Below are 26356 nucleotides of genomic sequence, written 5' to 3'. Positions count from 1 at the left end.
ATTGCTTCCTGCACTCAAAGGCTCGTCGGCTTGTTTGCCGGGTTCAGGGCGGCGCCGCGATAATCATCCGTTGAGCCCAAAGGCTCAAGTTGATCGGCTTGCGCGTGGTAGTCGCGATACCCCTGGCGCGCCAATTGCTGATTTTGTGAGCCTGCTTCGCCGCTGACTTCCTTAGGCTCAATCTCGAAGCGATGACCGTTCACCAGTTCAACTGCATAAGTCTGGGTGCCTGGGACGTGATCAAACTTGATCACGCCGTCTTCGCCGGTCAGGCCTTCCTGAATCACGGCGCCATCGGCGAACAGCGTATAGGGTTCATCTTCGTAACCGGGATGACCGGGCACCGCACTGATGGTTGCGCTGAGTTTGTGAATGACTTCCGGTGCTGGTTGCGACTCGCCACGCTCAGGGACTTCACCGGCCTTGTCAGAGGCGGCGGGTAGGGGCACCAGCGGCAGGAGCGCGGCATTTCCGGTCCCGACACCCGCTGCACCTCCGGCATTCAGCTTGATAACCGGCCCCACTACGGTGATGCCTCCCGCATCCAGCTTGATGAAGCTACCGCCGGCTTTCACGGTGAGTTCCATGCCTGCTTCGATAACCATCTTTTGCCCGGCCTTGAGGTGGATCTCTTTGTCTGCGGCCATCAACTGCGCGGTGCCGAGTTTGATGTGCTGGTTCTGGCCGACGGTCAAGTGGTCGTCAGCTTTCACTTCGACCTTGCGATCCGCAATCGTGGTGCGATGTTCCTCGGACTTCAGCTCGGTGTAGGTGTTCTTTTCGACGGTGTCGTGGCGTTCGTTACCCACTCGAATTTTCTGATCATGCTCAATGTTTTCATCCCAATCCCGCTGGGCATGGAGGTAGATCTGTTCCGCGCCTTTCTTGTCTTCGATCCGCAGTTCGTTGTACCCGCCGCCCCCGGTGAGCTGAGGGTTTTGAACACCGTGCGGGTTTTGTTCGCGGGCAGGTCGTAGGGAACCTGATTTTCCTTGTGGTACAGACAACCGGTCACCAGTGGCTGGTCAGGATCGCCTTCGAGGAAGGTCACCAGCACTTCCATGCCGATGCGCGGAATGGCGATGGCACCGTAGCGGTCGCCGGCCCAGGAGCTTGAGACGCGCATCCAGCAGCTGGTTTTGTCGTCCGCCAGACCTTCGCGGTCCCAGTGGAATTGGACTTTGATGCGGCCGTATTGGTCGCAGTGGATTTCTTCACCTTTGGGGCCGGTGACCATGGCGGTCTGACTGCCGAGGACGCGGGGTTTCGGGTGTTCAAGGGCTGGGCGGTAGAACACGTTCCATGGCGTTGCCAGGAAGCGGTTGCGGTAGCCCTGGTGGAAGTCATCTTTGTTGTCGGTGGTGTCGCTGGTCACTGACTCTTCGAGGACTTGGGGTTGTTTGCCTTCGTGGAAGATTTCGGTGAGCAGCCAGAGGTCGTTCCACGCGGTGCGCGGGTGGTCGGAGATTTCCAGGAAGTGGCCGCTGTTGAGCGTGGTTTGGTCGCCCCAGCCTTCGGCTTGTTGATAATCCGCGCGATGACGTTCCAACGCTCTCTGGCTAAGAAATTTGCCCCGCGCGCGGTCAATGAAACGACCCGGATAGTCGTAGTCTTCCAGATCCGGCTCGGTGCTTTCGCCTTCAGGTTTGTAGGCGGCTTCGAGTTGCAGGCGCGGCTTTTCAAAGTCGTAGTCGCGACGGGTGGTGCGGCTGGTGCGGGTTTCCAGGCGCATTTTGAAGCCTTTGATTACCGGTTCATCCGCAACCATTCCGCTGCCTTGCACGTAAGCAGTTGGCTGGCCGAGTTTCGGGAACACGGTCTGGTCGTCGCCGAACACCAGCAGATGGGCTTTTTCGCTGTGCTGGAAGTGGTAGTGAATGCCTTCTTCCTCGCACAGGCGCTGGATAAAGTGCAGGTCGGTTTCGTCGTACTGCACGCAGTAATCGCGGTCCGGGCACGGCTGGCTGAGCTGGAAGCTGTAGGCATTGCTCTGGATGCCGTGCTCGTCGAGGATCAGCGCGATGATTTTTGGCACCGACATCTGCTGGTAGATGCGCTGGTTGATGCGGTGCTTCAAGTAGCTCAACTGCGGCACCATCGTCAGGCTGTAGCGAGTCAGGCGTTTTCCGGAGTCACCCTGGGCGATGCGATGGATCTGCCCGTGGATGCCGCTGCCGTTGGTGTCCAGCGCCAAAAATGCCTGTTTGTGCAGCAGGGTTTCCAGATCCAGGTCAGGGTTTTCGCTGACCAGTTCCACATCGAAGGCATAGGGTTGGCTGATGCCTTCGGTGCCGCTGAACGACAGCACTTGCAGGTCGTGCTCAAGCCCTTCGATGGTCAGGCTGAAATGGGTCTGGTTGGCTGGGCTGAACATCTCTGGCTCCTTGAGGTGTCGCGGGTGCTCCATAAATTGCTGATCCGCGCACTGCTCAGAGTGCGAGATCCAGAATTGCGCTGGATGATAAAGGTTAAAAGTTGCGCAAGAAGTTGCGCACATAGGCTTAGAGCCGCTGCCCGTCTACGCTCGTCAGTTTTGATGCAAGATGTTTCTTGGCGAAGTGCTATCATTTTTTGCCTTGAAACCGTCGGGGCGACTACAGTGGTCTTCATTTTTCAGCGGGTTGACGGGGCAGGTTCATGGCGCAGTTCTACGACGCTCGGGGCAATATTTATGCAGTGGTTGCGCCCGAGTCGGTGCGCAGCGCGGGCATCCATTTGCCGGCGACGGCCCAGGCGTCGGCGCTCGCCCGAGACCTCTGGAGTCGCGCAGCCGTGGATGGGTTTTGTGAGTGGCCGCAGGGTACACGTCCAATCGGTGCCAAAGAGCATCGCTGCGATGGCCTGCTGGTTGGTCCGTTTCAAGCCGCGCCACCGTTTGACCTGTTGATCGTCAACACCGACTGCACACTGGCCGAGCGCAGTGGCAACGGGCTGACGATTTTCTCTCAGGCGCTCAGTGAGCAAGGGCTGCTGCCGAGCGAGGAAGCCTGCTTGCTCAGGGTTCATCACGACAAGACCGATACGTTGTCGCCCGTGGAAACGTCGGTGAAACCAGCCGAAATCGATGGCGTGCAAGGCTTCTGGCTGGACTTGGGCAAACCCTTGTTTGGACCAGCGGCGGTGGGCGCGCAAGGCGTTGAAAAAGTGATGCTAAACGGTCGCGACGTCAGCCATGTGCAGCCGTTATCGGCGCTCAATTCTGCGTGGGGCCGGAGCCAGTTTGTACGGATCGGCAATCCCCATTGCGTGACGTTGGTGACTGACGCCGATGCCTTGCCGAGCAATGAACGGATGCGCGAACCGGGGTTGTCTGAAGGGCTGACGCGTATTGCTTATGCCATGCCGACCGGGGCCGGGCAGCCTTGTGCGGCGGGAGTGAACCTGCAATGGGCGATGTTGGAGTCCGAGGGGCGAATCGTGGCGCGGGTGTTTGAGCGCGGGGAAGGGCCGACGGCGTCGTCGGGGACCAGCGCCAGCGCGGTGGCTTGCGCGGGTTGGCGGGCTGGCTGGGTGAAGGCGGGAGCGGTGAAAGTGGTCATGCCCGGCGGGACGGCGCCGATTTTGTTGGAAGAAGAGCAGGGCGAGTTGAGTCGGGTGAGGTTGTTTGGCACGGCGCGGTTGATGGGGTGATTGTTAGATTGCCTTCGCGGGCAAGCCTCGCTCCTACAGGATTTCGGTACAAAACATGACCTGTAGGAGCGAGGCTTGCCCGCGAAGAGGCCCGCCAAGTCAGCGAGAATTCAGACCTGTTGTGGCCATTCCACCACTGGCATCTGCCGCTTCATCAACACCTCACCCCCGCGAATCGAATACAGCGGCAAGCCCTGGCTACGAATAACCTCGTAATCACTGTCCGCTGACAGAATCAACAAATTCGCCGGCCGCCCAGCCTCCAGTCCATAACGATCGCCCAGGGCCATGGCCTTGGCACTGTTATCAGTCACCAGGTCCAGCGCACTTTGCAGATTGCGATAACCGAGCATATGGCAAATGTGCAGTCCCGCTTCGAGCACCCGCAGGATGTTGCCATTGCCCAGCGGATACCACGGGTCAACGATCGAATCCTGACCGAAACACACGTTCATCCCCGCTTCGAGCAACTCATTCACTCGGGTCACACCACGGCGTTTCGGGAAGTTGTCGAAGCGTCCTTGCAGGTGAATGCTTTCAGTGGGGCACGACACGAAACTGATCCCCGAATGCCCGAGCAAGCGGAACAGCTTGGCGCAGTAAGCGTTGTCGTAAGAGCCCATCGCCGTGGTGTGGCTGGCGGTAACCCGCGAACCCATGTCGCGACTGCGGGCTTCTTCGGCCAGCACTTCGAGGAAGCGTGAGTGCGGGTCGTCGGTTTCATCGCAATGCACGTCCACCAGGCAACCGGTGCGCTCGGCCAGGTCCATCAGAAACTTCACCGAACTGACGCCCTGGTCCCGGGTGTACTCGAAATGCGGAATGCCGCCGACCACATCGGCGCCCATGCGGATGGCTTCTTCCATCAGCTCCCGGCCGTTGCGGTACGACTCGATGCCTTCCTGGGGGAACGCAACGATTTGCAGGTCGATCAGGTGACGGCTTTCCTCACGCACTTCGAGCATCGCCTTGAGCGCGGTCAAGGTCGGGTCGGTGACATCGACGTGGGTGCGCACATGCTGGATGCCGTGGGCGGCCAGGGTCTGGATGGTTTTCTTGGCGCGGGTCTTGGTGTCTTCCAGGGTGATGGTGGCTTTGCGCTCGCCCCAGCACTCGATGCCTTCGAACAGCGTGCCGCTCATGTTCCAGCGCGGCTCGCCGGCGGTTAGGGTCGCGTCGAGGTGAATGTGTGGCTCGACGAAGGGCGGCACCACCAGGTTGCCACCGGCGTCGAGGTCGCCGGGCCCCAGGGTCGGGGCTTCGGTCTGACGGGCGATGTTGCTGATCAGGCCGTTTTCCAGGTGCAATTCATGCAGGCCTTCTTGGTTGCGCAGGCGGGCGTTGATGATGTGCATCAGGCAAATCCTTTTAGAGATCTTGGAGTGGTGCATCGGCAGTGCGGACACCCAGCACGCCGGTCAATATCACATACGTTAGCGCGCCAGCGGCAATGCCTACCAGCGGTGCGACCCACGGCGAGCTGAACGCGGCCACCGTCCCGACCGCATAAGCGCTCAGTCCGGGCCAGTTGAACGCCGGCAGCCGGGCGTCGGCCAGCCGTGGATACTGGCCGCGATAACGGAAGAAAAAGTCCGCCATGATCACCCCGCCAATCGGTGGAATCACGGTGCCCAGCAGAATCAGGTAAGGCACCAGCATGTCGTACATGCCCAGCAGCGCGAGCAGCGTGCCGATCACCGCGCCGGCCAGGGTTACGGTTTTGCGCCGACCTGTGCGCAGCAAATTGCACCCGGCGACGGCGAAGTTGTAGATGGTGTTGTCCTGGGTGCTCCAGATATTGAGCAGCAACATCGCCATCGCCGCCATGGCGAAACCTTGCAGCAACAGCACTTCGACCACGTCCGGTTGCTGATAGACGATCGCCCCGTAGGCGCCGATCAGCACCATCAAGCCGTTGCCAACGAAGAAACCGATCAGGCTTGCCAGCACCGCGACCCGGGCTGAGCGCGAGAACCGCGTCCAGTTCGTCGCTTGGGTGGCGCCACTGACAAAGGTGCCGAACACCAGCGTAATGGCCGTCGACCAGTCCAGCGTTTCGGTCGGCACCACGGCGAGTAAACCGTCTAGCCCACCGACCTTCAGCGTGGCGACCCACATTGAAAGCATCAGCAGCAACATCATCGCCGGCACCGCGATATACGACAGAATCTCCAGCCCGCGATAACCGACATAGGCCGTGGCGCAGAACAGCAAGCCGAACAGCACCATCAGCCCGAGCACCGTGCCTTGGTCCAGTTCGAAATATTTGCCCAGCACCACCGCGGCAGTGGCCGTACCCCAGGCGTACCAGCCGATCTGGGTGAACCCGAGAATCAGGTCGCTGAGCTTGCTGCCGACTTCGCCGAAGCAGAAACGCCCCATCAGTGCCGAGTTGAGGCCGCTCTTGAAGGCGATGTAGCCGAGCGCCGGCGGCGTAGATCCCCAGCAACAGATTGCCGACGACAATCACCGCCATCATCTCGCCGAAACTGAACGCCACGCCGAGCTTGCCGCCGGCAAACATGGTCGCGGTGAAAAAGGTGAAACCCAGCAACACCATCGCCGTGGAGGCGAAGCCTTTGCGGGCGTGCATCGGGACTTCGCTGAGGGGGTAATCGTTACCCGGATCGTTCTGCGTCATGTGGCGTTCCTTGCTGAATGAGAGAGACGCGCAGCGGGTTGCAGTGGTCGTGCCAAGCGGGGGATGGCGTTGTTATGTATAGACGAGGTTGCGCAATTGGCCCGTTGCGGGCGCGAAAGCGGTGCGCCTGACGGAACACAAGACCCATGTGGGAGCGGGCTTGCTCGCGAAAGCGGCGTGTCAGTCAACATTGATGTTGAATGTGCGAGCCTCTTCGCGAGCAAGCCCGCTCCCACAGGGGATTCGGTTTACTCAGGGGGAATCGTGTAGAGGCAAAAACCGCAGCAGCGCCGCGACGATCGCTTCCGGCGCATCTTCTTGCACCAAATGCCCTGCATTTGGAATCGCCTGAAACCGTGCCCCCGGAATCATCCGGTGCAACGCCCGCCCGCGCTCAATGGGAATCCACTGATCATCCTCACCCCACAAAATCTGTACCGGGCACCGAATCGTCGGGTACAGCCCTTCAGCCTCACGGGTGTAATGCTCGTCCATCTGCGCAATCTGCCGGTAGAACGCCGCTTGCCCCGGTTCCCCAAGCCATGGCTGCACATACGGCGCCAGTTCATGGTCGGGAATCTCGCGCTTGATCGCCCCACGAATGTAAGTCGGCACGATGGCTCGCTGGATGTAATCAGGCAGCCCGCTGAATGCCGCCTCATGCTGACGCACATGCTGCACAAACGGCGAACCCCATGGCGTCAGCGCCACCGGGTCGATCAGGGTCAGGCTGCGGTAGTTTTTGCCGTTGAGCAGATGGGCGCGCAGGGCCGTGGCGCCACCGAAATCGTGGGCCACCACGTCCGGGCTATCCAGGCCCCAATGCGCGAGCAATTGCGCCAATAGCTCGTTTTGCACGCCGAGAGACACGTCGCTGTCAGGCTGTTCGGATTGCCCGTAGCCCAACAGATCAAAGTAATACACCCGATGAGTGGCGATGAAGTGCGGCGCGATCCGGTGCCACACGTAAGAGGAGAAGGGCGTGCCATGCACGAACACCAACGGCGGGCCGTCACCCCGTACGGCGTATCGAACGGAGTGCCTGTTGAAGCGATAGGTCTGAGCCAGCGACCAGTCAGCCATGCCAGTGTCCTCTTGGCGGTAACAAGCCAAAAAGCATAGGCATAAAAAACCACCTCTGAAGGTGGCTTATGCAGCAACTGACGAAACGCATTCCCCTGTGGGCTTCAGCCCAGCTTCTTGCTCATGTGAACCCGGCGCAGGCCGTTTTCTTCGACACGATGGGTTTCGACGAACCCTCGGCGGGTGTACAGCGCAATGTTTTCGCTCATCGCTTCGTTGGTGTACAGCCGGATCGACGGGTAGCCCGCCTCGAGTGCGTGGCGTTCGGCGAATTCCAGCAATTGGCGACCAAAGCCTTGGCCCTTGACCGTCGGGCTGACCGCGATGTTGTCCAGCAGCAAGTATTCTTCGGTGTCGATCAGCACCACAAAGCCGCTGAGTGTCTGTTCGTGGGCGAGTACGTGAACGCGCCGGGCCAGCACCTGGCTGGCGTAGTCATCCAGCATCGGCGCGGGTTTGCGGCCGATGCGCTCGATGTAAGGCGAATAAGCCGCCTCGACGATGGCCTCGATCTGCGCGATGTCCTCAAGCGTTGCAGGACGAATAAGCGGTGACATGAGACGGGTTCCTTTGGGCCAAGGATGGGGCATGACTGTACTCGGCGTGAGGGTGAAACGACAGGCATAAAAAAACCACCGTCGCCGGTGGTTCTTCTGAATCAGCTGTTTTTACTCGCCGTGATAGATGCAACCGCTGGTGCACGTCTCGTGGATGCGAATCGCGCTGAGTTCCGGCAGCAGTGGCTTCAACTCAGTCCAGATCCACTTGGCCAGCACTTCACTGGTCGGGTTTTCCAGACCGGGAATATCGTTCAGGTAGTTGTGATCCAGGCGCTCGTAGAGCGGCTTGAAGATCGCCTTGATTTCCGAGAAGTCGCGGATCCAGCCAGTGTGCGGATCGAGGTCGCCGCTCAAGTGGATCGCCACTTTGAATGAGTGACCGTGCAGGCGACCGCACTTGTGGCCGTCCGGCACGTGGGGCAGGCGGTGGGCGGATTCGAAAGTAAACTCTTTGAAGATTTCCACAGTGATTTTCAGCTCTGTCAGGTGGCGATCGCCGCGGCGATGTGGGCAGGCGGCGAGTTTACCAGAGCTCTGGGCAAAACATTGACTAACTGACTAAAGGGTCAGCAAGCGCTCGCCAAGGCGACCGCTGGCGGCCAACTCCAGGAACTCATCGCCCATCCGGCGGCTTTCATCCATTGCTGCACGCCAGTATTTCTGCCGGCTCGGGGCATCGCCCATGAAGCGCTTGAAGTCATTGCGGTCCGGCAGTTTGCCGTAAGGCAAGCGCGCCAGGTAATCCTTCGATGGCGCCAGCAGCAGAACATCTTGCAAGCGCAACGAGCAGCCACGGCGCCACGGCAGGGTCTTGTCGAACCAACCGGGAATGACCCGATCAGTGAAGTGCGGATAAAGCACGATGTCGTTGCCGCTGTAGGGCAGGTCGAGGTGATAGTCCAGCAGACCGCCGTCGCGGAAGGTTCCGGCGCCGGCACCCGGCAAGTCGCGCACGCCTTCCATGACCATCGGTATCGAGCCCGACGCGAGCAAAGCCTGGCGCAGGTTGCCGGCATTCAGCGCGACGAAGCGCGACGGGAAATCAGTCAGCGCATTGACCGGCGGTGCGAGGCGCGGGTCGTGGATGATCAGCCGTTCGAAATGCCGCGACAACCGCGCGCGACCCCGTAAGTTGTCGGCGATCACCGACGACAGCCCCAGCCCCAGGCGGCCACGATGATCGTGGGCGAGCAGGCCGTGGCTTTTGACCACCATGATGTTCAGTCGGTAATGGGTGTTGTCCAGAATCGCGGCATCGCGACCATCCAACAGGTCATCGAGCATGCGCCGCGAGCTCTGGCTGATCTGCGCCATGGTCACGCCCTTGTCGAAATTCTGCTCGGTGTACAGTTGACCGAGACGCCGAATGCCTTCGGCGGCGTCTGGCAGACAGGCGCTGGCGAACCGCCAGGAACCCACCGAGGCACCGATCAGCGAACGCTCTCGCGGTGCCGCCGGTAGCCATTCGCCGAACAACGCCAGGTCCAGACCTTGAATCCCCAATGCCTTGGGACCACCGGCCGCCCCCGGCAACGTGCCCACGTCGGCGGCGCTCAACCCGTTTTCACGAATGCGTGCAAAGGCCCGCGGGCCGGCCTTGAGGGTCAGGGAGGGGAACTTGATGTGGATAGCGGTCATACCGGTCTCGATATCGGGCAAGCCAAGAATTATAGACATGCACAGTCATTGTGGGAGCGGGCTTGCTCGCGAATGCGGTGTATCAGTCGGTGTTTATGTGGCTGACACACCGCATTCGCGAGCAAGCCCGCTCCCACAGGTTTTGTGCAAGGCACTGGTGTCGCGTTGTCATGACCAATGATGGCAATTCAGTTTCAGTTAAGTTCACCCCGCTAAGGTGCGCCCCGTAGGCAACACATAAAAAAATACGGAGACACCCATGAAAACCCTGACTGCCCTGTCCATCGCATCCATCATCGGCATGACCGCCAGCCTCGCTCACGCCCGTGACCTCGGTCCCGACGAAGCCCTGAGGCTGCGCGACGCTGGTACCATTGTGTCTTTCGAGAAGCTCAACGCCACCGCACTGACCAAACACCCGGGTTCCACCATCACCCAAACCGAGCTGGAAGAAGAGTACGGCAAGTATGTCTACCAAGTGGAGCTGCGCGACCCGCAGGGCATTGAGTGGGACCTGGAATTAGACGCTGTCAGCGGGCAGGTTCTCAAGGATCATCAGGATACGTAATGAAGGTGCTTTCATTTTCATGCATGGCGCTGCTGCTTCTGGCGTTTTGCTCGGTCGTCATGGCCCGCGACCTGGATCAGGACGAAGCCCTGCGCTTGCGTCAGCAGGGCGTGATCCTGCCGCTGGAGCAACTGCTGCAGCAGGCGCTGGACCGCTATCCCGGTTCCAGACTGCTGGAAGCCGAGCTGGAAGAAAAACACGACGTCTACATTTATGAAGTCGAGTTGCTGACCGCCGACGGCGTGGTTCGCGAGCTGGACATCGAGGCCGCCACAGGCCGTTTACTGAAAGACAAGGAAGATTGATCGATGCGTTTGCTCCTGGTGGAAGATCACGTGCCCCTGGCCGACGAATTGATGGCCGGCCTCAACCGCCAGGGTTACGCCGTCGACTGGCTGGCCGACGGACGCGACGCGGTCTACCAGGGCAGCAGCGAACCCTATGACCTGATCATTCTTGACCTCGGCCTGCCGGGGATGCCCGGGCTTGAAGTGCTGAGCCAATGGCGGGCCGGCAGCTTGTCGACGCCAGTGCTGATCCTCACCGCACGCGATTCCTGGGCCGAGCGGATTGAAGGCCTCAAGGCTGGTGCCGACGATTACCTGAGCAAACCCTTTCACCCGGAAGAGCTGCACCTGCGAGTCCAGGCCTTGCTGCGGCGTTCCCACGGCCAGGCCAACCAGCCGACACTCAAGGCTGCCGGGCTGCACCTGGATGAAGGTCGCCAGTGCGTAACCCGCGACGGCGCCGACATTCAGCTCACCGCCGCTGAATTCCGACTGCTGCGCTATTTCATGCTGCACCCGGAGCAGATCCTTTCCAAAAGCCACCTCGCCGAACACCTCTACGACGGTGAAACCGAGCGCGACTCCAATGTGCTCGAAGTCCACGTCAACCACCTGCGGCGCAAGCTTGGGCGCAGCGTGATCGAAACCCGTCGCGGCCAGGGTTATCTGTTCGGCGGGCAAGCCCAGTGAGGTCGATCCAGCGCCGCTTGAGCCTGGGGCTGATCAGCGTAATGGTGATCGTCGGCCTGGTGCTGGCGCAAACCAGTTTGTGGTGTTTCGAACTGGGCTTGCAGAGCTACCTCGAAGCCGGGCTGCGCAACGACAGTGAAAACCTGTTGGCCGCGTTGGTGCGCGGCCCTCAGGGGCTGCAACTGGATGAGCGACACCTGGCGCCGGCCTACCAGCGGCCTTTTTCCGGGCATTACTTCCGTATCGATTTCGCCGACAGCCATTGGCGCTCCCGCTCATTGTGGGATCAGGAACTGCCTCGCCTGGAGAGTCCCGGGCTGGAAAGTAACCTGCAATTGGGCCCGGAGGGGCAGCAGTTGCTGGTGCTGCGCTCGGACTATCGGCGGTTGGGTCTGTCGATTTCCATCAGCGTCGCGCAGGATTACACGCCGGTGCGCGAGAGCTTTTTGCGCATGCAACAGGTCGGGCTCGGGCTCGGGTTGGCGGGGTTGCTGCTGATTTTGCTGCTGCAACGGATCACTGTGCGCCGCGCCTTGCGTCCACTGGAAAAGGCCCGCGAACAAATCGCCCAGTTGCAACAGGGCCAGCGCTCGCAACTCGATGATCAGGTGCCGGTAGAGCTGGAGCCGCTGGTGGCGCAGATCAACCATCTACTGGCCCATACCGAAGACAGCCTCAAGCGCTCGCGTAATGCTCTGGGCAACCTCGGCCACGCCTTGAAAACCCCGTTGGCGGTGTTGCTCAGCCTGGCCTCCAGCGAAAAACTCGACGACCATCCGGAACTGCGCAAGGTCTTCCAGCAACAGCTTGAGCAGGTCCAGCAACGCTTGAATCGCGAACTCAACCGCGCTCGATTGTCCGGCGATGCGCTACCGGGGGCGTTGTTTGATTGCGATGCCGAGTTGCCGGGGTTATTGGCCACGTTGAACATGATTCACGGCGAACACCTCGACCTGAGCTACCGGGCACCGGCCGGTTTGCAGTTGCCGTGGGATCGTGAAGACTTGCTGGAACTGCTTGGCAATCTATTGGATAACGCCTGCAAATGGGCGGATGCCGAGGTTCGCTTGAGCGTGGTCGAGACGGCTGAAGGGTTTGAGCTGAGCGTGGAAGACGATGGGCCGGGGATTCCCGAAGACCAGCGCGCTCAGGTGTTCAGTCGCGGGATGCGGCTGGATGAACAGACTGACGGGCATGGCTTGGGGTTGGGGATTGTGCGCGACATCGTCGACACCTGGGGCGGGAAGTTGCTGTTGCGGGAGAGTGAGTGGGGCGGGTTGAAGGTCGCCATCGAACTCCCTAAACGCTGACACCGCTCTAAAGCCTGCTGAAGATCTAACGTGGGAGCAGGCTTGCTCGCGAAGGCGGTGTATCAGCCGACATCTCTGTTAACTGATAGACCGCCTTCGCGAGTAAGCCCGCTCCCACATTTTGATTTCCGGTGGATGCAGAATTCGCGTCAGACGCGAAACTGATCCATCAAGCTCTGCTGCTGGTTCGCCAGGCTATTGAGTGACTGACTCACCCGCGCCGATTCATTCGCCTGCCCCGACAACGACTCGGTCACGTCACGAATGGTCGCCACGTTGTTGTTGATCTCCTCGGCCACCGCGCTCTGTTCTTCCGCCGCGCTGGCGATTTGCAGGTTCATGTCGGTAATCACCGTCACCGCGTCGCCAATCTGGCGCAGCGCGGTCACCGCCTGGCTGACTTGCTCGACGCTGCTCTGAGCCTGGCGATGACTGTTGTTCATCGAGCCCACCACGTCCTGGGTGCCGCTCTGCAATTGCTCGATCACCTGACGGGTTTCCTCGACCGATTCCTGAGTGCGCCGCGCCAGGTTGCGCACTTCATCGGCCACCACGGCAAAGCCGCGTCCGGCTTCACCGGCACGGGCCGCTTCGATCGCGGCGTTGAGGGCCAGCAGGTTGGTTTGCTCGGCGATGGCACGAATCACTTCCAGCACCGAACCGATTTTCTCGCTGTTCGCCGCCAGGCCTTCGACTTGCACCATCGCCGTGCTCATGTCAGCGGCAAGGTTATCGATGCTGGTGGTGGTGCGGTCGATCACGGTCAAGCCCTGACGGGTTGCCTGATCGGCATCGCGTGCTGCGTGAGCGGCCTGGGCGGCGCTGCGGGCAACGTCCTGGGCGGTGGCGCTCATTTCGTGAGAGGCGGTCGCCACCTGATCGACCTGGCGGTATTGCTGCTCCATGCCGGCGCTGGTCTGGGTAGCGATGGCAGACGATTGATCCGCCGTGCTGCGCGCGTCCTGCACCGAGCGTTTCACTTCGGCGATGATGGGTTGCAGCTTGTCGAGGAAGCGGTTGAACCAACCAGCCAACTGCCCCAGTTCATCCTTCTTGTCGTAGGCCAGGCGCCGGGTCAAATCACCTTCGCCGCTGGCGATGTCTTCGAGCATATGAGCCACGCCGAGGATCGGCTTGGTTACGCTGCGGGCCATCAACCACACCAGCAACAGACCGATCAGCGCGGCCAGTACGCCGAGGCTGAGTTCGACCAGCGTGCCGCGCGTGTTGCTTTCATCGAGTTGTTTTTTCAGCGCCTCGGCCGGGCCCACCAAGACTTTCTCCGGCACGTCGAGCAACACGCCCCACGGTTTACCGCCGGGAATCGGCAGGAACGGCGACAGCACTTTCAGTTGCTCATTGCTGTGCAGGCTGGTGGTTTTGTTGCTGGTGCCCAGCAGGCGAATCAGCTCGGCGCCGTTGGTCTTGTCGACGGCGTCCAGGCGTTCGGCTGAGTTTGCTGGCGTCAGGGCTGTAGCCGGCGAGCAAACCGACAGGGCTGAGGATGCTGACGCTGGTCTGGCCGTCATAGAGCTTTTTACTCGCGCCCAGGCTGATCGCTTGCAGGCTATTAAGGTTGATGTCCACCGACAACGAGGCGATGACTTTGCCGTTGACCATCAGCGGGAAAACGATGCTGGTCATCAGCACGTTCTGGCCGTCGATCACATAGAAGTAGGGTTCGATCACGCACGGCTTGAGCGTGGTGCGCGGGCAGGTGAACCAAGCGTTGGCCGCCTCGCCGCTGGGGCCGGTGCTGGTGTCGGCCATGTCGCTTTCGGGCAGCGACATCGACGTCAGCTTGCCTGGCGTCGGTTGCGACCAGTACAGGGCAAAACGGCCCTTGTCGTTACTGCCCAACTCAGCTTGGCCGGCGAACAGTTCGTCCTTACCGTCCAGCGCATTGGCTTCGAATACCAGGGATAGGCCGAGCAGTTCCGGGTTGGCTTGCAGTGCCGATTTGACCTGGCGGGTCAGGTCTTCGCGCAGGTCGAAGGCATCGAGAAAGCGCTTCTCGGCCTGCTCGCGCAGGAACAGCACTTGGCGCGAAAAACCGTGGCCGTATTGATAGGCGTCCATGAACTGCTGACGAATGTTCAGCGCCTGGTTTTCACCCTGGGACTCGATCCGCGCCTGGGCGGATTCGGTGAGCATCTCCATGCTCGACGCTTTCACCAGCGCAGAGCTGTGCTCCATGCGATACAGCGAAAGACCCACCAGCAGGGTCACGACGCCGGCCAGGCCAACCCGGCCAGCAGGGTGATTTTCCATTGGATGGAGAGTTGTCTGAGCGACATGGGAACGTCCTTTTATTCGATATTTATCTGAGACTTTGCACTGTAACGGCCGCGGATTGGCTTTCTTTATGGCGGTTTCCGAATTTCCAATCTCGCTGACTTAAGCCTTTTTGTGGCAGTAACTCTTCCCTGTGGCGAGGGGCTTGCCCCCGTTGGGTCGCGAAGCGGCCCCCAGCATTCCTTCAGACAAACCGTGTCAGCAGGTTTTGCGTCTGCTGCGCAGCCGAGCGGGAGCAAGCTCCCTCGCCACAGAGGTCATCACAAGACCTTACACATCGGCTTGCCCCGCGCTTTGACACCGACGCCACTCTGCGGCACAGTGCGCGCCCTCTAATAAAACCCATCCCTTACTCCGCTGGCGGCTCTTCGCAGACTGCCGGCTGAGCTCATTCCGCTTGCCTTGAGGTAACGATGATTAATGCTGTAATTGCCGCGGTTGGCGTCATGCTGGTGCTCAGCCTGTCCCGCGTGCACGTAGTGATCGCGCTGATCGTCGGCGCACTGGTGGGTGGTTTGACCGGTGGTCTGGGCATCGACGCGACACTTAAAGCGTTCAACAGTGGCCTGGGCAATGGGGCGACGGTGGCCTTGTCTTACGCCTTGCTCGGCGCGTTCGCGGTGGCGATTGCCAAGTCCGGCCTGGCTCATGCGCTGGCGGACAAGGCCTTGCTGATGGTCGACCGCCAGCACGCCAGCGGTGGCCGGCAGGTCAAGTGGCTGCTGATCGGCTTGCTGTGGGTGGTGGCCATTGCTTCCCAAAACATTCTGCCGATACATATCGCCTTTATTCCGTTGCTGGTGCCGCCGCTTTTATATGTGCTGACCAAACTGCAACTGGACCGCCGCTTGATCGCCTGCGTCATGACCTTCGGCCTGATCACGCCATACATGGTGTTTCCGGTGGGTTTCGGCAATATCTTCCTGAACCAGATTCTGCTGGCCAACGTCAGCAAAAGTGGCGTCGACATCAGCCAGATCAACGTCATGCACGCCATGGCGATCCCGGCGATGGGCATGGTCTTCGGCCTGTTGGTGGCGGTGTTTTTCAGCTACCGCAAAAAACGCGTCTACGACCTGGCGAAGATCGAGCAGGTCGAGCAGGTAACCGTCGCGTACAACCCGATGACCCTGGGCATCGCGGGGCTGGCGATTGCCGCAGCGTTCATCATTCAGTTGCTGCTGGATTCGATGATCATCGGCGCACTGGCAGGGTTTCTGATTTTCTCGGCGTCGGGGATTGTAAAGTGGCGTGAAACCGACGACCTGTTCACCGAAGGCATGAAGATGATGGCGATGATCGGCTTCATCATGATCGCCGCCTCAGGGTTTGCCGAAGTGCTCAAGGCCACGGGGCAAGTGCGCACGCTAGTGGAAAGCGCGGCGGCGTGGATCGACCACAGCAAGGCCGTCGGTGCGTTGCTGATGCTGTTGGTGGGGTTGATGGTCACCATCGGCATCGGTTCGTCGTTCTCCACCGTGCCGATCCTGGCGGCGATCTTCGTGCCGCTGTGCGTGCAATTGGGCTTCAGCCCGATGGCGATCGTTTGCATCGTCGGCACTGCCGGCGCCTTGGGCGACACCGGTTCGCCGGCCTCGGACTCGACGTTGGGCCCGACCTCCGGTTTGAACATCGACGGCCAGCATCACCACATCTGGGACACCGTGGTCCCGACGTTCCTGCATTACAACCTGCCGTTGCTGGCGTTTGGCTGGGTGGCGGCGATGGTTCTGTAACCCCCGAGATCAAATGTGGGAGCGGGCTTGCTCGCGAAGGCGATCTATCAGTCACATTGATGTTGGATGTGCCGCCGCCTTCGCGAGCAAGCCCGCTCCCACATTGATCGGCGTGTGCTTCACTCAACTTTTGCTCCGGTGTGCCGTTAAAGCCTTTAACCACGCCAATAAAATCAAAAGAGCGAACCGTCATGCGCATGAGCCTGAAGGCTAAAGTCCTGTCCCTTGCCGTTCTCCCGGTATTGCTCTTTGCATTGGTCATCAGCCTGACCACGCTGTTCATTCTTCAGGAACAGGCGCGCAAGGAAGTCGAGGAGACTCGCCAAAGCCTGCTCAACGACGCCAAAGCCACCCTGCAAAGTTACGTGGCCGTGGCCATGACCGCGATCAAACCGCTTTACGACGCTGCGGCCCCCGGCGATGACGCGGCGCGAGCCCAGGTGGTCAAATTGCTGTCGAGCATCAGCTACGGCAAGGAAGGCTACTTCTTTGGCTACGACTCCAACACCGTGCGCCTGTTCAAGGCCAACAGCTCTGAAGGCGTGGGCCAGAGCTTCAAGGACAACCGCGACCCGAACGGCGTCTACGTCAACCGCGACCTGGTGAAGGTCGCGAAGGACGGCACCCACTACCTCGAATACAGTTCGCCGCTGCCCGGCAACAGCCAGGTGCTGGTGCCCAAACTTGGCTACACCGAATACCTGCCCAAGTGGGACATGGCGGTCGGCACCTCGGTTAACCTGGACGGCATCGAAGCCCAGGTTGCACTGGTCCAGGCTAAAGTTACCGAACGAATGGAAGGCGTGGTGCTGAGCATCGTCGGGATTGCGGTCATCGTGCTGTTGGTCATCGCTGCTGCCGGGATGTTGTTGGCCAACGCGATTCTGCGCCCACTGAACCTGATGAAAGCCAACCTCGATGACATCGCGGCGGGTGAGGGCGACCTGACTCGCCGCCTGACCATCACCAGCGACGACGAACTCGGTCAACTGGCCGGCTCGTTCAACCGTTTCGTCGACAAAATCCACAGCCTGGTGCGTCAGATCACCGAAATGACCTCGCAACTGACCGGGCTGGTGAATCAGGTCTCCGATCAGGCCCAGCGCTCGGATCAGGCTATGGAGCGTCAGCGTCACGAGACTGACCAAGTCGCGACGGCAATTAACGAGATGTCCGCTGCCGCGCAAGAAGTGGCGAAAAGCGCACAAAACGCGGCGGTCGCCGCCCAGCAGACCGACGCAGAAGGCCAGGCCGCCAAGCGGGTCGTGGCCGGCAGCATCGTGAAAATTCATGCATTGGTGGATGACATCCGCAGCAGTGGCGTGTCCCTCGACAGCCTGCAAAAAGACGTGTCGTCGATTGTCAGCGTGCTCGGAGTAATCCGCTCGATTGCCGAACAGACCAACCTGCTGGCCCTCAACGCCGCCATCGAAGCCGCCCGCGCCGGTGAGGCCGGTCGTGGCTTTGCGGTGGTGGCGGACGAAGTGCGGGCGCTGGCCAGTCGTACGCAAATCAGCACCCAGGAAATCCAGGGCATGATCGACCGCTTGCAGGCCGGCACCCAGTCGGCGGTGGAAGCGATGCGCCGTTCCAGCGAGGCCGGCGACGGCACTTCGGCCCAGGCCAACGAGGCCGGTGCTTCGCTGGACACCATGGCCCAGTTGATCGGCACCATCAACTCGATGAACGCCCAGATCGCCAGCGCCGCTGAAGAACAGACGGCGGTGGCGGAAGAGATCAACCGCAGCGTGCATCAGATTGCCGTGGCGGTGGACAGCGTGGCGGATGAAACTCAGCTGGGTGCGCAGACTTCTCGGAGCCTGGCGGATCTGGGGCAGCGTCTCGGTAAATTGGTTGGTCAGTTCCGGATCTGAGCTGTTCACCCAAGATGTCGGGCAGACACTAAACCTGTGGGAGCGGGCTTGCTCGCGATAGCGGTCTCAAGAACGCTATCGCCGGCAAGCCTGGCTTCTACAGAAAAGCTGCTAAACCACAGCAGCCCGAATCTGCCGCCCCAACACATCCATCACATCACACCCGTCGCGTAACAACATCGCCGCCGCATGCGCCAGTTGTTGCACATCCGCACCTTTGGCCCGCGTAATGTCGAGGCTGGCCAAACTCTCCATCATCTGCGTCACCGCCAAAAACCGTGTCGCGGCACTGCTGTGCAACACATCCAGCGGCGCCTGCGTAGCAATCATCAACACCGGAATGTCGGAATCATTGTTGGTCATCGGAATATGCGGGTTCATGCTTCATCTCCTGCTTGCGCCGCATGCAAACCGTCGACCGAGGCCTGCACCAATGACCGCGCGGTAACGAGCATTTGCTGGCTGGCCCAGCGCAACGAGGCGCTGTGTTCCGGGCGGGTGGCGGTGGGGGCTTGATGGGCGAGGGCTTCGGCGCAGTTGAGGTAGACCGTAGCGTGTTCGAGTGCATCGATTAGCGGGATATCGGGTTGTACGGCGAAGAGGTGGTGGTCGACGTGGTCGCACGGGGCGAAAGGGGTAGAGTTTGTGGTTGCGTTGGTCATCGGTGTAGCTCCCTAGTCATCAAGAGCTGCCACTAGATCGCCGTCAAACGAATGGGTGGCAACTGTGCGCAGGTTGACGGACCGGTCTAAGGTACCCGGCGCACTCGAAAGTGCCCCGCGCACAGTCACCATTAAGCTTTGTGTCGAGCACACGAGTACACGAGCAAAGTTGGAAGACAATGCGCACCTTAAAACAGCCGAGCCGTCAAACCCGATCACGAATGAGTCGTGACAGGCGCGAGGATAGGGAGTGAGGGCAGGGCAGTCAACCGGCGAAAAGTCTGAAACCCGGACTGTGCTTGTAGGTATGTTCCGAACTGACAACAATGCGAGATCTGATGCGAGGATCATGTACCATTCGCGATTCTTGATGTTTAAAGGAGAGAAATCATGGCAGGAAAGCCAGTAGCGTGACTTGGAGACCCAGGCAGTCACGGCGGAAACATCACGACTGGCTCAAGCCCTATTTTTATTAATACTCTTCCGGTGGCCCTGGTAGGGGACGTCTACTCCTGTCCCATTCATGGCAGCAATCCGATAACGACGGGAGCCCCTCACGTTTTTGGGCTCGGTAAGGATGTGGCGCACGTTGGATCGCTAACCGCTTGTGGGGCCACCATCACAGCCGGTTCCCCCGATACATTTGTGGGTAATTCTGGTTCAAGCGGTGCTAGCAGCTTTTTCTCTCAATTCTTGAAAGAAAAAACCTTCGTTGAGTTTCAACTGCTCAACGAGAGAGAGGAACCAATTGCCAACGAGGAATATGTACTGACACTTCCTGACGGCGCCGTCATCACTGGCGTTCTTGATGGCAACGGGTTTGTGCACGTAGCGAACGTCCCCAGGGAAGTTGCAGCATAAAATTCCCAAAACTTGAAGATACGGAACATCTTTAATGGTTCAGCCTACTAAAACGTCAAGTACAAAACAGGCAGCAAAAGACACGGGAGCTTCAGGCAAAACCACAAAAACTAATACGTTAGTAGTGTCTGGCGCCTATATGGAGATACTGATCGGCGGTCCATATACCCATATTGGAGTTGATCAACCCTTCGGACATGCGGCCATTCATGTTGTGGTGGGCAACAAAAATATCACCTATGACTTTGGCCGGTACGGAGATGTTTGGGGGCCTTTTGATAGTGAAGGCGAGGCTGTTTTAAACGTGTGGTCAAACTTCAAGGCTTATGTGGCTTCAGAGAAGAGCCTTGGTCGAACAACTACAGGTTTCGTCTATTTTTGGAGAATTCAAAGGCAGAAGCCGTAATTGCTCACTATGATCAGTTGGTGTCAACAAAAGTAAAGATCAAAAAACAACCGATAACTACGTACGGTATTTGCTACCCGGCTCTTATCTTCCAATAACTAACAATTGCACGACTGTTTCACTGGAAGGGGCAAAGATCACAGGAAAGAAGATCGTATCGGAACCTTCCAAGTATATGGAATTGAGAGGGCTTTCATGGGAGAAGAAAATAGCATCCAAAACTCAAGCGAGGACTGCGGACGGAATTTTCATGCCTATGGATGTTCAAGCGATGCTAGAGGGGAACACGGAGGCGCGCTATGACAAGAAAAATGTCTATTAGTAATAGAACGGGCCTTTGGCTAGTTGCAGTACTGCTGCTTAATGTGGTTTTTTTGGCATGCGTTTTGTTTAATGATTCATCGAGGGCTCAAAGTATGAAAATGATCAAAACTAAAGAACCGATGCTGATTGAAGGTCCTGAAGGTGATGAAAACTACTACGTGCTACCGACCGGTGTAACTCTTTACTACGACAAGAGCTTCCCTGAAGGACATGATCGCTACATTGTCTACTTCAATCATAAGGGTGTAATCGCTCATGAAGAGGTCCCGATGAAGCCAGAGTACAAGGGGAACTTTGTTTCGCCTCTTTGGATGTCAAATGTTGATGCAGATGCACTAAAGAAGATGTTTAAGCGCTTTCCTCTATCCAAGGAAGACGTCGCTGCTGCCATAAAGGCCAATGGAATTACCAAGGACGATTTGGCTGACATCATCCGATCCATGCCGGATTAATCACGTTCCTGGGGCGCAGGCCATATCTGGCACGGAGAAACCTGTGGGAGCGAGCTTGCTCGCGATTGCGGAGTGTCAGGCGACATCAATGCTGGCTGTGCCGACGCCTTCGCGGGCAAGCCTCGCTCCTACAGGGATTGCATTTATCAGTGACAACTCGGGCGTTTCAGGGCCTGTCCCAATACGGCACAGCCCCGAAACACTCCACATAGAAATCAATCACCGTCCTGACCTTCACCGATAGCCTTCGGCTACCTGGCCACAACACCGCAATCTGTTGCGGTTCAAGGCTGTTGGATACTTGATACTCCTCAAGCACCGGCACCAGCGTCCCCGCGCGCACGGCTTCGCCGATCAGCCATGACGGAAACATCACCAGCCCCAGCCCCTGTTCGGCGGCTTGGGTCAGGGTGTCGGCGTGGTTGCCGGTGATCGGTCCTTTGACCGAGTAGGGCGTCCAATCCTGCTGATCCCGCCGGAAAAACCAGCGTTGCAAGCCGGCCACGCCTTTGTAGGCCAGGCAATGATGGGCGGCGAGGTCTTCCGGGTGTTGCGGGACGCCGTGGCGTTTTAAGTACGCCGGGCTCGCTGCGACTTGAAACCGATGCGGCGCCAGAATCCGCGCTTGCATGCTTGAATCGTGCAGCGGGCCGATACGGAACAACAGGTCGGCGCCTTCCTGCAACGGGTCGACGTAGCTGTCAGTCTGCTGGATATCCAGTTGCAGCTTCGGGTAGCGCTCGCAGAGTTGCCCCAGCCACGGCGTCAGGTGCCGCTGGCCAAACACCACCGGGGCGTTGATCCGCACCAGGCCGCTGGGTTCGCTTTGCTGTTCTTGCAGGGCTTGTTCGGCTTCTTCCAGTTGCACAAGCACCAGCCGCGCGTGATGCCCGAGCATGCGCCCGGCTTCGGTCGGCGTGACGGCGCGGGTGTGGCGGTAAAGCAATTGCTGGTTCAGGGCGTGTTCCATCAACTGGATTTGCCGAGAAATCGAAGAGGGCGCCAAGCCCTCACGGCGGGCGACTTCGGAAAAGCTGCCGTGGTCGAGCACCGCGACGAATAGCCGAAGTGCCTTGAATCCCAGCTCGTTGAGGCCGTGCATGGTGAGTCCTGCTGTGCGAGTTGCGCAAAAGTGTTGTCAGGATGCTCCCATTTATCGCAAAGGATCGCCAGCCGATAATGCGCGCCACTGAAAATCCTGAGAGTGGGCTTTTGTGGCGAGGGAGCTTGCTCCCGCTTGAGTGCGCAGCGCTCACAGAAATGTGGGGCCGCTGCGCAGCCCAGCGGGAGCAAGCTCCCTCGCCACAGGTTCAGGTCGAATCCACTCTCGCAGGATGCGCGCCCTAACTAATTGGTAGGTTCTCTCTATGCAATCTCCTTCAATCGACAACGCTGCTGTTGTCGCAACACCAACTACCAAACCCGGACTACGCCTATTGCTATTGCCGCTGGTCATCCTGGCCGGCATGGGCCTGTCCGTGGAGGCCGGGTTACTCGGGCCGCTCGGCGTTCAGGTCGGGCACTTGTGGGCGACGTTGAGCATCTTCGGCGTCGGCTCGGCGATTCTGTTCCTGTTGCTGCTGTTCAGCGGCCCGCAACAGGGGCCGGCGCTGAACACGTTGCCGCAGTGGCAGTTGATCGGCGGTTTTCTCGGCCCGATCTATGTGGTGGTGCTGACCCTGGCCACACCGCACATCGGCATTGCCATGACGATGATTGCGATCCTCTCCGGGCAGGTCGGCAAGAGCGTGTTGATCGACCACTTCGGCTGGTTCGGCGCCACGCGTAAAAAGGTCAACGGCGAACGTTGGCTGGCGTTGCTGCTGATTGTCGCGGCACTTGTTTTGATCGCTCGGGGTTGATGATGAATCTGGTTATTTTGTTGGCGGTGGTGGTGGCGGCTGGTGCGGTGCTGAGTGTTCAGGCAGCGATCAACGGGCGCCTGGGGGAAACGGTCGGTGTGTTGCGCAGCAGTTTGCTGACCTTTGCGGTCGGCGCGGTGGTTACCGGGTTGCTCATCCTGTTTTTCGAACCTGCGCATGCCGTTAGCTTGCTGGACGTGCCGAAATGGCAGCTCAGCGGGGCGCTGTTTGGCGTGGTGTACATGATGGTCATGGTGGGCGCAGTGCCGCGGGTTGGCACGGCGGTGGCGACGGTGGCGGTGATCGTCGGGCAACTGGGCATGGGCATGTTGATCGATAACTTCGGCTGGCTCGGCAACCCGGCGATCGAGTTGTCCGGGAGCCGGATGCTGGCGATGGTGTGCCTGGCGCTGGCGCTGGTGTTTATGTATCGCAGCAGCACCCGAAGCGCATAACGCGGTCCATTGTAGGAGCTGCCGAGTGAAACGAGGCTGCGATCTTTTGATGTTGATTTTCAAGATCAAGATCAAAAGATCGCAGCCTCGTTTCACTCGGCAGCTCCTACACTTGTGAAACGGGTGCGCATCCGTCGCACCGGACGACCATAAAAATGGAGTCAGGCTCATGATCAACAGTGAAAGTACCTGCGACTGCCCCAAATGCTCCTGCAAGCTAGGCGATCATCCGATCGCGCGCCACGGTAAGCACTATTGCTGCGAAGGCTGCGCCAAGCATCATGAACACGGTGAAGCGTGTACCAGCAAAGGCTGCAAATGCGCCAAAAGCTGATCGCAGTTCAAAAAAGTGGAGCCACCGGGGCTCCACTTTTTGTTTCTGACATTCCCTGTCCTTATGACATTTAGTGCGCCGGTCGCCAAGTAACGTTCTCGACGCCGAATTTCTCTGCCAGCGGTTTGCTGGTCTTCTGCACCTTCTCACGGCCAAAGCGCGGGATGCGTCCCACGCCGGCATCGCAACTCGCCCAGTGCCAGGCCTCCGCGTTGTCCATTTTGTCCAGGCGGATAATGAAAGACTTGGGGGCGCCATGAAGGGTGTATTCAATGACGAAAAGTTTTGCGCTGTTCATAAAGCCCGTATTCCTCCCTGTGGTAATACAAGGATCGTTGGCGCCGATAAAAATTCAGTCGAATTGGCAGACGGTGTCGCTCACTGGCGACAAACCGGGCGCCTCGTTACCATGACGACTCCTCGAATCCCTATGATCCTAGCCCATGGCCCTCGCCGCACCGCCCGACCTGACTGATACCGACGTGCCGGTGCAACCGCTGGCGCGCACTTACCCGCGCGGCTTGTTTATCGAGCCGCACGAGCATGTCTGGGGTCAGTTGTTGTATGCCATGAGCGGCGTGATGTGGGTTGAAACACCGCACGAGGCTCTAGTCGTTCCGCCGCAACGGGCGGTGTGGTTGCCGCCGGGCGTGCCCCACGGGATTCGCGTGGTGTCGGACTTGCAGATGCGCAATATCTACCTGCGACCGGCGTTGGCGGCGACCCTGGATGACAGTGTTCAGGTCATCGAGGTTGGGGGGCTGCTGCGGGAATTGATCGTCGGGCTGGTGGAGCAGGGCGACGACGGTGCGCCGGAGTATTACGAGGCGCTGGTCGGTCTGGCGTTGCTGGAGCTCAAACGGGCCAAACGCTCGATGCTGAAAATCCCGCTGCCGGATGATTCCGACCGGCGTTTACTGAACCTGTGTCAGGCCGTCATGGCCGCGCCGTCCCTGGACATTGCGTTCGAGCAGCACGCCGAAAACGCCGGGGCCAGCGTGCGCACCCTGGCGCGGCTGTTCAAGGACGGCTTGGGCATGGGGTTCGCCGAATGGCGGCGACAGGTGCAACTGGCGACGGCGGTGGCGGAGTTGATCCAGGGTGTGCCGGTCAGTGTCATCGCCCGGGAGTTGGGGTATTCGCCGAGCAGCTTCAGCGACATGTTTCGCCGCGAACTCGGTGTTGCGCCATCGCAATTCATGGCGAGTCGCTGAAGCCGGACTCCGTCCCTGTGGGAGCGAGCCTGCTCGCGAAAGCGGTGTGTCAGCCAACAGGGCTTTCGACTGACACGGCCTCTTCGCGAGCAGGCTCGCTCCCACAGGGGAGTTGCGGTGTTTGGCTGGTCTTTGGCCGATATTCAGAAGCACTTGGCCGACGGGTTTCGTCGCCGTTCTCTAGACTCTGCGCATCCCCCTTATGCCACGGAGTCTGTCATGAACTACTTCATCTCGCTGGGCATCGGCCTGGGCGTTGGTCTGCTTTACGGCGCGCTGGATTTTCGCTCCCCGGCGCCGCCAGCCATCGCGCTGGTGGGGCTGTTGGGCATGCTCGCCGGCGAGAAGTTGTGGCCCATGGGTCGGCAATTGCTGGCTGGCTGGATCTCCTGAAAACCCTTAACCCCTTTAACGGAAGCTCCTCATGAAAGCTTTGCAATTCGACAAGACCGGCGACCTCTCGGCCCTGCGCTATGTTGAAGTCCCAACCCCGGTGGCCGGCGCCGATGAAGTGCTGGTGCAGATCAAGGCCGCCGGCCTCAACCCCAGCGACGTGAAGAACGTGCTGGGGCGTTTTCCCTACACCACGTTGCCACGGATTCCCGGTCGGGATTTCGCAGGCGTCGTGGTGGAAGGCCCGCAGGCGCTGATCGGTCAGGAAGTCTGGGGCACCGGTCGTGAACTGGGCTTTTTCGCCGACGGTTCCCACGCGCAATTCGTCAAATTGCCGGCCAATGGCGTGGCGCTGAAACCGACTCACTTGAGCTTCTCCCAAGCCGCCAGCCTCGGTGTGCCGTACACCACGGCGTGGGATGCGCTGGAGCGCAGTCTGGTAACCGTGGGTACGCGTTTGTTGGTGATTGGTGGCGGGGCGGTCGGCAGTGCGGCGCTGGCGTTGGCCAAAGTCCGTGGTGCCAAGGTGTTGGCGGCGGCGCGGCGGGTAGAGCAGGTCAAGGAATTGCAGGCTCAGGGTTATCAGACCCTGCAACTGGACAAGCCCGAAGACCTCGGCGCTCAGGTGAATGCGGTGTACGCCGGTGGCGCGGACGTGATCTTCGACACCACGGGTTTCTGGCTACCGGCTTCAGTCCCGGCGCTGGCGGCGTTCGGTCGCATCGCGATCATTGCCGCGCCGGTCGACGGTCACGTGCAATTGCCGGCGCTGGCGTTGTATCGCAAGGGTGGTTCGGTGGTCGGGATCAATTCGCTGCTCTACGGCGTGCAGGCGTGTGCGGCGATGCTGGATCAGTTCGGCACGTTCTTCGATCAGGGGTTGTTGCCGTTGCCGGAAGGGTTGGTTGAGTCGCCGTTGGCGCAAGGGCTGGAGCGCTATGCCGAGGTGAATCAAGGCAGTGGTGACAAAGTGATTTTGTTGCCATAACCGATATCGATGTTGTATGTCCTGACCCCATCGCGAGCAGGCTCGCTCCCACAGGGTTCTGTGTCGATCACATATAACGTGAACAATACAAAT

24 protein-coding genes and 6 pseudogenes are annotated in these 26356 nt (G+C 59.6%); 18 read left to right on the top strand and 12 right to left on the bottom strand.

What is annotated here, in order from left to right; all coding sequences use genetic code 11:
• Positions 1-14: 14 nt before the first annotated feature.
• A pseudogene (gene tssI / locus RHM58_RS31735) lies at positions 15-2374 on the bottom strand (type VI secretion system tip protein TssI/VgrG).
• Positions 2375-2637: 263 nt separating this feature from the next.
• Between tssI and RHM58_RS31730 the strand changes: the two are divergent.
• A complete protein-coding gene (locus RHM58_RS31730) occupies positions 2638-3630 on the top strand; it encodes a diaminopimelate epimerase (protein ID WP_322269149.1) in 993 nt (330 codons plus the stop codon).
• Between the two features lie 110 nt (positions 3631-3740).
• On the opposite strand, the gene codA is transcribed toward RHM58_RS31730, so the two are convergent.
• The 6 genes and pseudogenes from codA to RHM58_RS31700 all read right to left on the bottom strand — a co-directional run bounded on the left by codA (position 3741) and on the right by RHM58_RS31700 (position 9552).
• Entirely contained in the window at positions 3741-4985 is a 1245-nt protein-coding gene (gene codA, locus RHM58_RS31725) for a cytosine deaminase (RefSeq protein ID WP_322269148.1), read from the bottom strand.
• Positions 4986-4998: 13 nt separating this feature from the next.
• Positions 4999-6271, bottom strand: a pseudogene (gene codB, locus RHM58_RS31720) (cytosine permease).
• 252 nt (positions 6272-6523) lie between these two features.
• A complete protein-coding gene (locus RHM58_RS31715) occupies positions 6524-7354 on the bottom strand; it encodes an alpha/beta fold hydrolase (RefSeq protein WP_322269147.1) in 831 nt (276 codons plus the stop codon).
• Positions 7355-7458: 104 nt separating this feature from the next.
• Complete coding sequence (locus RHM58_RS31710) at positions 7459-7911, bottom strand: GNAT family N-acetyltransferase (RefSeq protein ID WP_322269146.1); 453 nt, start codon at positions 7909-7911, stop codon at positions 7459-7461.
• A 111-nt stretch (positions 7912-8022) separates the two neighbouring features.
• Entirely contained in the window at positions 8023-8379 is a 357-nt protein-coding gene (gene queD / locus RHM58_RS31705) for a 6-carboxytetrahydropterin synthase QueD (RefSeq protein WP_201190933.1), read from the bottom strand.
• A 93-nt stretch (positions 8380-8472) separates the two neighbouring features.
• Positions 8473-9552 (bottom strand): patatin-like phospholipase family protein, encoded by a 1080-nt coding sequence (locus RHM58_RS31700; RefSeq protein ID WP_201205321.1) that lies wholly within the window; start codon positions 9550-9552, stop codon positions 8473-8475.
• A 259-nt stretch (positions 9553-9811) separates the two neighbouring features.
• On the opposite strand from RHM58_RS31700, the gene RHM58_RS31695 reads away from it, so the two are divergent.
• Genes RHM58_RS31695 through RHM58_RS31680 form a run of 4 tightly spaced genes read left to right on the top strand, consistent with a single transcriptional unit; the run spans position 9812 to position 12407 of the window.
• Positions 9812-10120 carry a PepSY domain-containing protein gene (locus tag RHM58_RS31695; protein ID WP_201204835.1) on the top strand — a complete coding sequence of 103 codons (309 nt, stop codon included), beginning with the start codon at positions 9812-9814 and terminating at the stop codon, positions 10118-10120.
• Positions 10120-10425, top strand: a complete 306-nt coding sequence (locus tag RHM58_RS31690; protein ID WP_201204833.1) for a PepSY domain-containing protein — start codon at positions 10120-10122, stop codon at positions 10423-10425. The genes RHM58_RS31695 and RHM58_RS31690 overlap by 1 nt, the downstream gene beginning before the upstream one ends.
• A 3-nt stretch (positions 10426-10428) precedes the next feature.
• Complete coding sequence (locus RHM58_RS31685; protein WP_322269145.1) at positions 10429-11097, top strand: response regulator transcription factor; 669 nt, start codon at positions 10429-10431, stop codon at positions 11095-11097.
• Entirely contained in the window at positions 11094-12407 is a 1314-nt protein-coding gene (locus tag RHM58_RS31680; RefSeq protein WP_322269144.1) for a sensor histidine kinase, read from the top strand. The genes RHM58_RS31685 and RHM58_RS31680 overlap by 4 nt, the downstream gene beginning before the upstream one ends.
• A 149-nt stretch (positions 12408-12556) precedes the next feature.
• Here the strand turns inward: RHM58_RS31680 and RHM58_RS31675 are convergent.
• Positions 12557-14704: pseudogene (locus RHM58_RS31675) on the bottom strand (methyl-accepting chemotaxis protein).
• Between the two features lie 414 nt (positions 14705-15118).
• Here RHM58_RS31675 and RHM58_RS31670 point away from each other — a divergent pair.
• From RHM58_RS31670 to RHM58_RS34245, 3 genes and pseudogenes are all read left to right on the top strand, one after another.
• Positions 15119-16438 (top strand): Na+/H+ antiporter family protein, encoded by a 1320-nt coding sequence (locus RHM58_RS31670; RefSeq protein ID WP_322270931.1) that lies wholly within the window; start codon positions 15119-15121, stop codon positions 16436-16438.
• A 191-nt stretch (positions 16439-16629) separates the two neighbouring features.
• Positions 16630-17454 (top strand): annotated as a pseudogene (locus RHM58_RS34250) (cache domain-containing protein); the annotation flags it as partial.
• A gap of 360 nt (positions 17455-17814) precedes the next feature.
• Positions 17815-18312, top strand: a pseudogene (locus RHM58_RS34245) (methyl-accepting chemotaxis protein); the annotation flags it as partial.
• 111 nt (positions 18313-18423) lie between these two features.
• Here RHM58_RS34245 and RHM58_RS31660 read toward each other — a convergent pair.
• Positions 18424-18693 carry a short-chain dehydrogenase gene (locus RHM58_RS31660; protein ID WP_322269142.1) on the bottom strand — a complete coding sequence of 90 codons (270 nt, stop codon included), beginning with the start codon at positions 18691-18693 and terminating at the stop codon, positions 18424-18426.
• On the bottom strand, positions 18690-18974 hold the full coding sequence (locus tag RHM58_RS31655) for a DUF3077 domain-containing protein (RefSeq protein ID WP_322269141.1): 285 nt from the start codon (positions 18972-18974) through the stop codon (positions 18690-18692). Before RHM58_RS31655 ends, RHM58_RS31660 begins: the two co-directional genes overlap by 4 nt.
• A 426-nt stretch (positions 18975-19400) precedes the next feature.
• On the opposite strand from RHM58_RS31655, the pseudogene RHM58_RS31650 reads away from it, so the two are divergent.
• The 4 genes and pseudogenes from RHM58_RS31650 to RHM58_RS31635 form a co-directional block, all read left to right on the top strand.
• Positions 19401-19586, top strand: a pseudogene (locus tag RHM58_RS31650) (PAAR domain-containing protein); the annotation flags it as partial.
• Positions 19587-19619: 33 nt separating this feature from the next.
• Positions 19620-19835, top strand: a complete 216-nt coding sequence (locus RHM58_RS31645) for a hypothetical protein (RefSeq protein WP_322269140.1) — start codon at positions 19620-19622, stop codon at positions 19833-19835.
• Positions 19836-19869: 34 nt separating this feature from the next.
• Positions 19870-20241 (top strand): hypothetical protein, encoded by a 372-nt coding sequence (locus RHM58_RS31640; protein ID WP_322269139.1) that lies wholly within the window; start codon positions 19870-19872, stop codon positions 20239-20241.
• A 416-nt stretch (positions 20242-20657) separates the two neighbouring features.
• Positions 20658-21017: a hypothetical protein gene (locus RHM58_RS31635; RefSeq protein ID WP_322269138.1), complete on the top strand. Its 360-nt coding sequence runs from the start codon at positions 20658-20660 to the stop codon at positions 21015-21017.
• A gap of 166 nt (positions 21018-21183) precedes the next feature.
• On the opposite strand, the gene RHM58_RS31630 is transcribed toward RHM58_RS31635, so the two are convergent.
• Positions 21184-22119 (bottom strand): LysR family transcriptional regulator, encoded by a 936-nt coding sequence (locus RHM58_RS31630; RefSeq protein WP_322269137.1) that lies wholly within the window; start codon positions 22117-22119, stop codon positions 21184-21186.
• A gap of 265 nt (positions 22120-22384) precedes the next feature.
• Between RHM58_RS31630 and RHM58_RS31625 the strand changes: the two genes are divergently transcribed.
• The 3 genes from RHM58_RS31625 (at position 22385) to RHM58_RS31615 (ending at position 23668) form a co-directional block, all read left to right on the top strand.
• Positions 22385-22879, top strand: coding sequence for a DMT family transporter (locus RHM58_RS31625; protein WP_201204821.1), 495 nt, complete (start codon positions 22385-22387; stop codon positions 22877-22879).
• Positions 22879-23334: a DMT family transporter gene (locus RHM58_RS31620; protein ID WP_322269136.1), complete on the top strand. Its 456-nt coding sequence runs from the start codon at positions 22879-22881 to the stop codon at positions 23332-23334. Before RHM58_RS31625 ends, RHM58_RS31620 begins: the two co-directional genes overlap by 1 nt.
• A 169-nt stretch (positions 23335-23503) precedes the next feature.
• Complete coding sequence (locus tag RHM58_RS31615; RefSeq protein ID WP_322269135.1) at positions 23504-23668, top strand: metallothionein; 165 nt, start codon at positions 23504-23506, stop codon at positions 23666-23668.
• Between the two features lie 70 nt (positions 23669-23738).
• Here the strand turns inward: RHM58_RS31615 and RHM58_RS31610 are convergent, their stop codons facing one another.
• On the bottom strand, positions 23739-23966 hold the full coding sequence (locus RHM58_RS31610; RefSeq protein WP_322269134.1) for a DUF6555 family protein: 228 nt from the start codon (positions 23964-23966) through the stop codon (positions 23739-23741).
• A 145-nt stretch (positions 23967-24111) separates the two neighbouring features.
• On the opposite strand from RHM58_RS31610, the gene RHM58_RS31605 reads away from it, so the two are divergent.
• The 3 genes from RHM58_RS31605 to RHM58_RS31595 all read left to right on the top strand — a co-directional run bounded on the left by RHM58_RS31605 (position 24112) and on the right by RHM58_RS31595 (position 26263).
• Positions 24112-24882 (top strand): AraC family transcriptional regulator, encoded by a 771-nt coding sequence (locus RHM58_RS31605; protein WP_201204816.1) that lies wholly within the window; start codon positions 24112-24114, stop codon positions 24880-24882.
• A 219-nt stretch (positions 24883-25101) separates the two neighbouring features.
• A complete protein-coding gene (locus RHM58_RS31600; protein WP_322269133.1) occupies positions 25102-25275 on the top strand; it encodes a DUF1427 family protein in 174 nt (57 codons plus the stop codon).
• 31 nt (positions 25276-25306) lie between these two features.
• Positions 25307-26263 carry a quinone oxidoreductase family protein gene (locus RHM58_RS31595; protein ID WP_322269132.1) on the top strand — a complete coding sequence of 319 codons (957 nt, stop codon included), beginning with the start codon at positions 25307-25309 and terminating at the stop codon, positions 26261-26263.
• The last annotated feature ends 93 nt before the right edge of the window (positions 26264-26356 follow it).

The sequence above is a fragment of the Pseudomonas sp. 10S4 genome (assembly GCF_034344865.1).
Lineage (GTDB): Bacteria > Pseudomonadota > Gammaproteobacteria > Pseudomonadales > Pseudomonadaceae > Aquipseudomonas.
The sequence above is the reverse complement of the archived record's forward strand: the minus strand, read 5'-3'. Positions and strand labels throughout refer to the sequence as shown.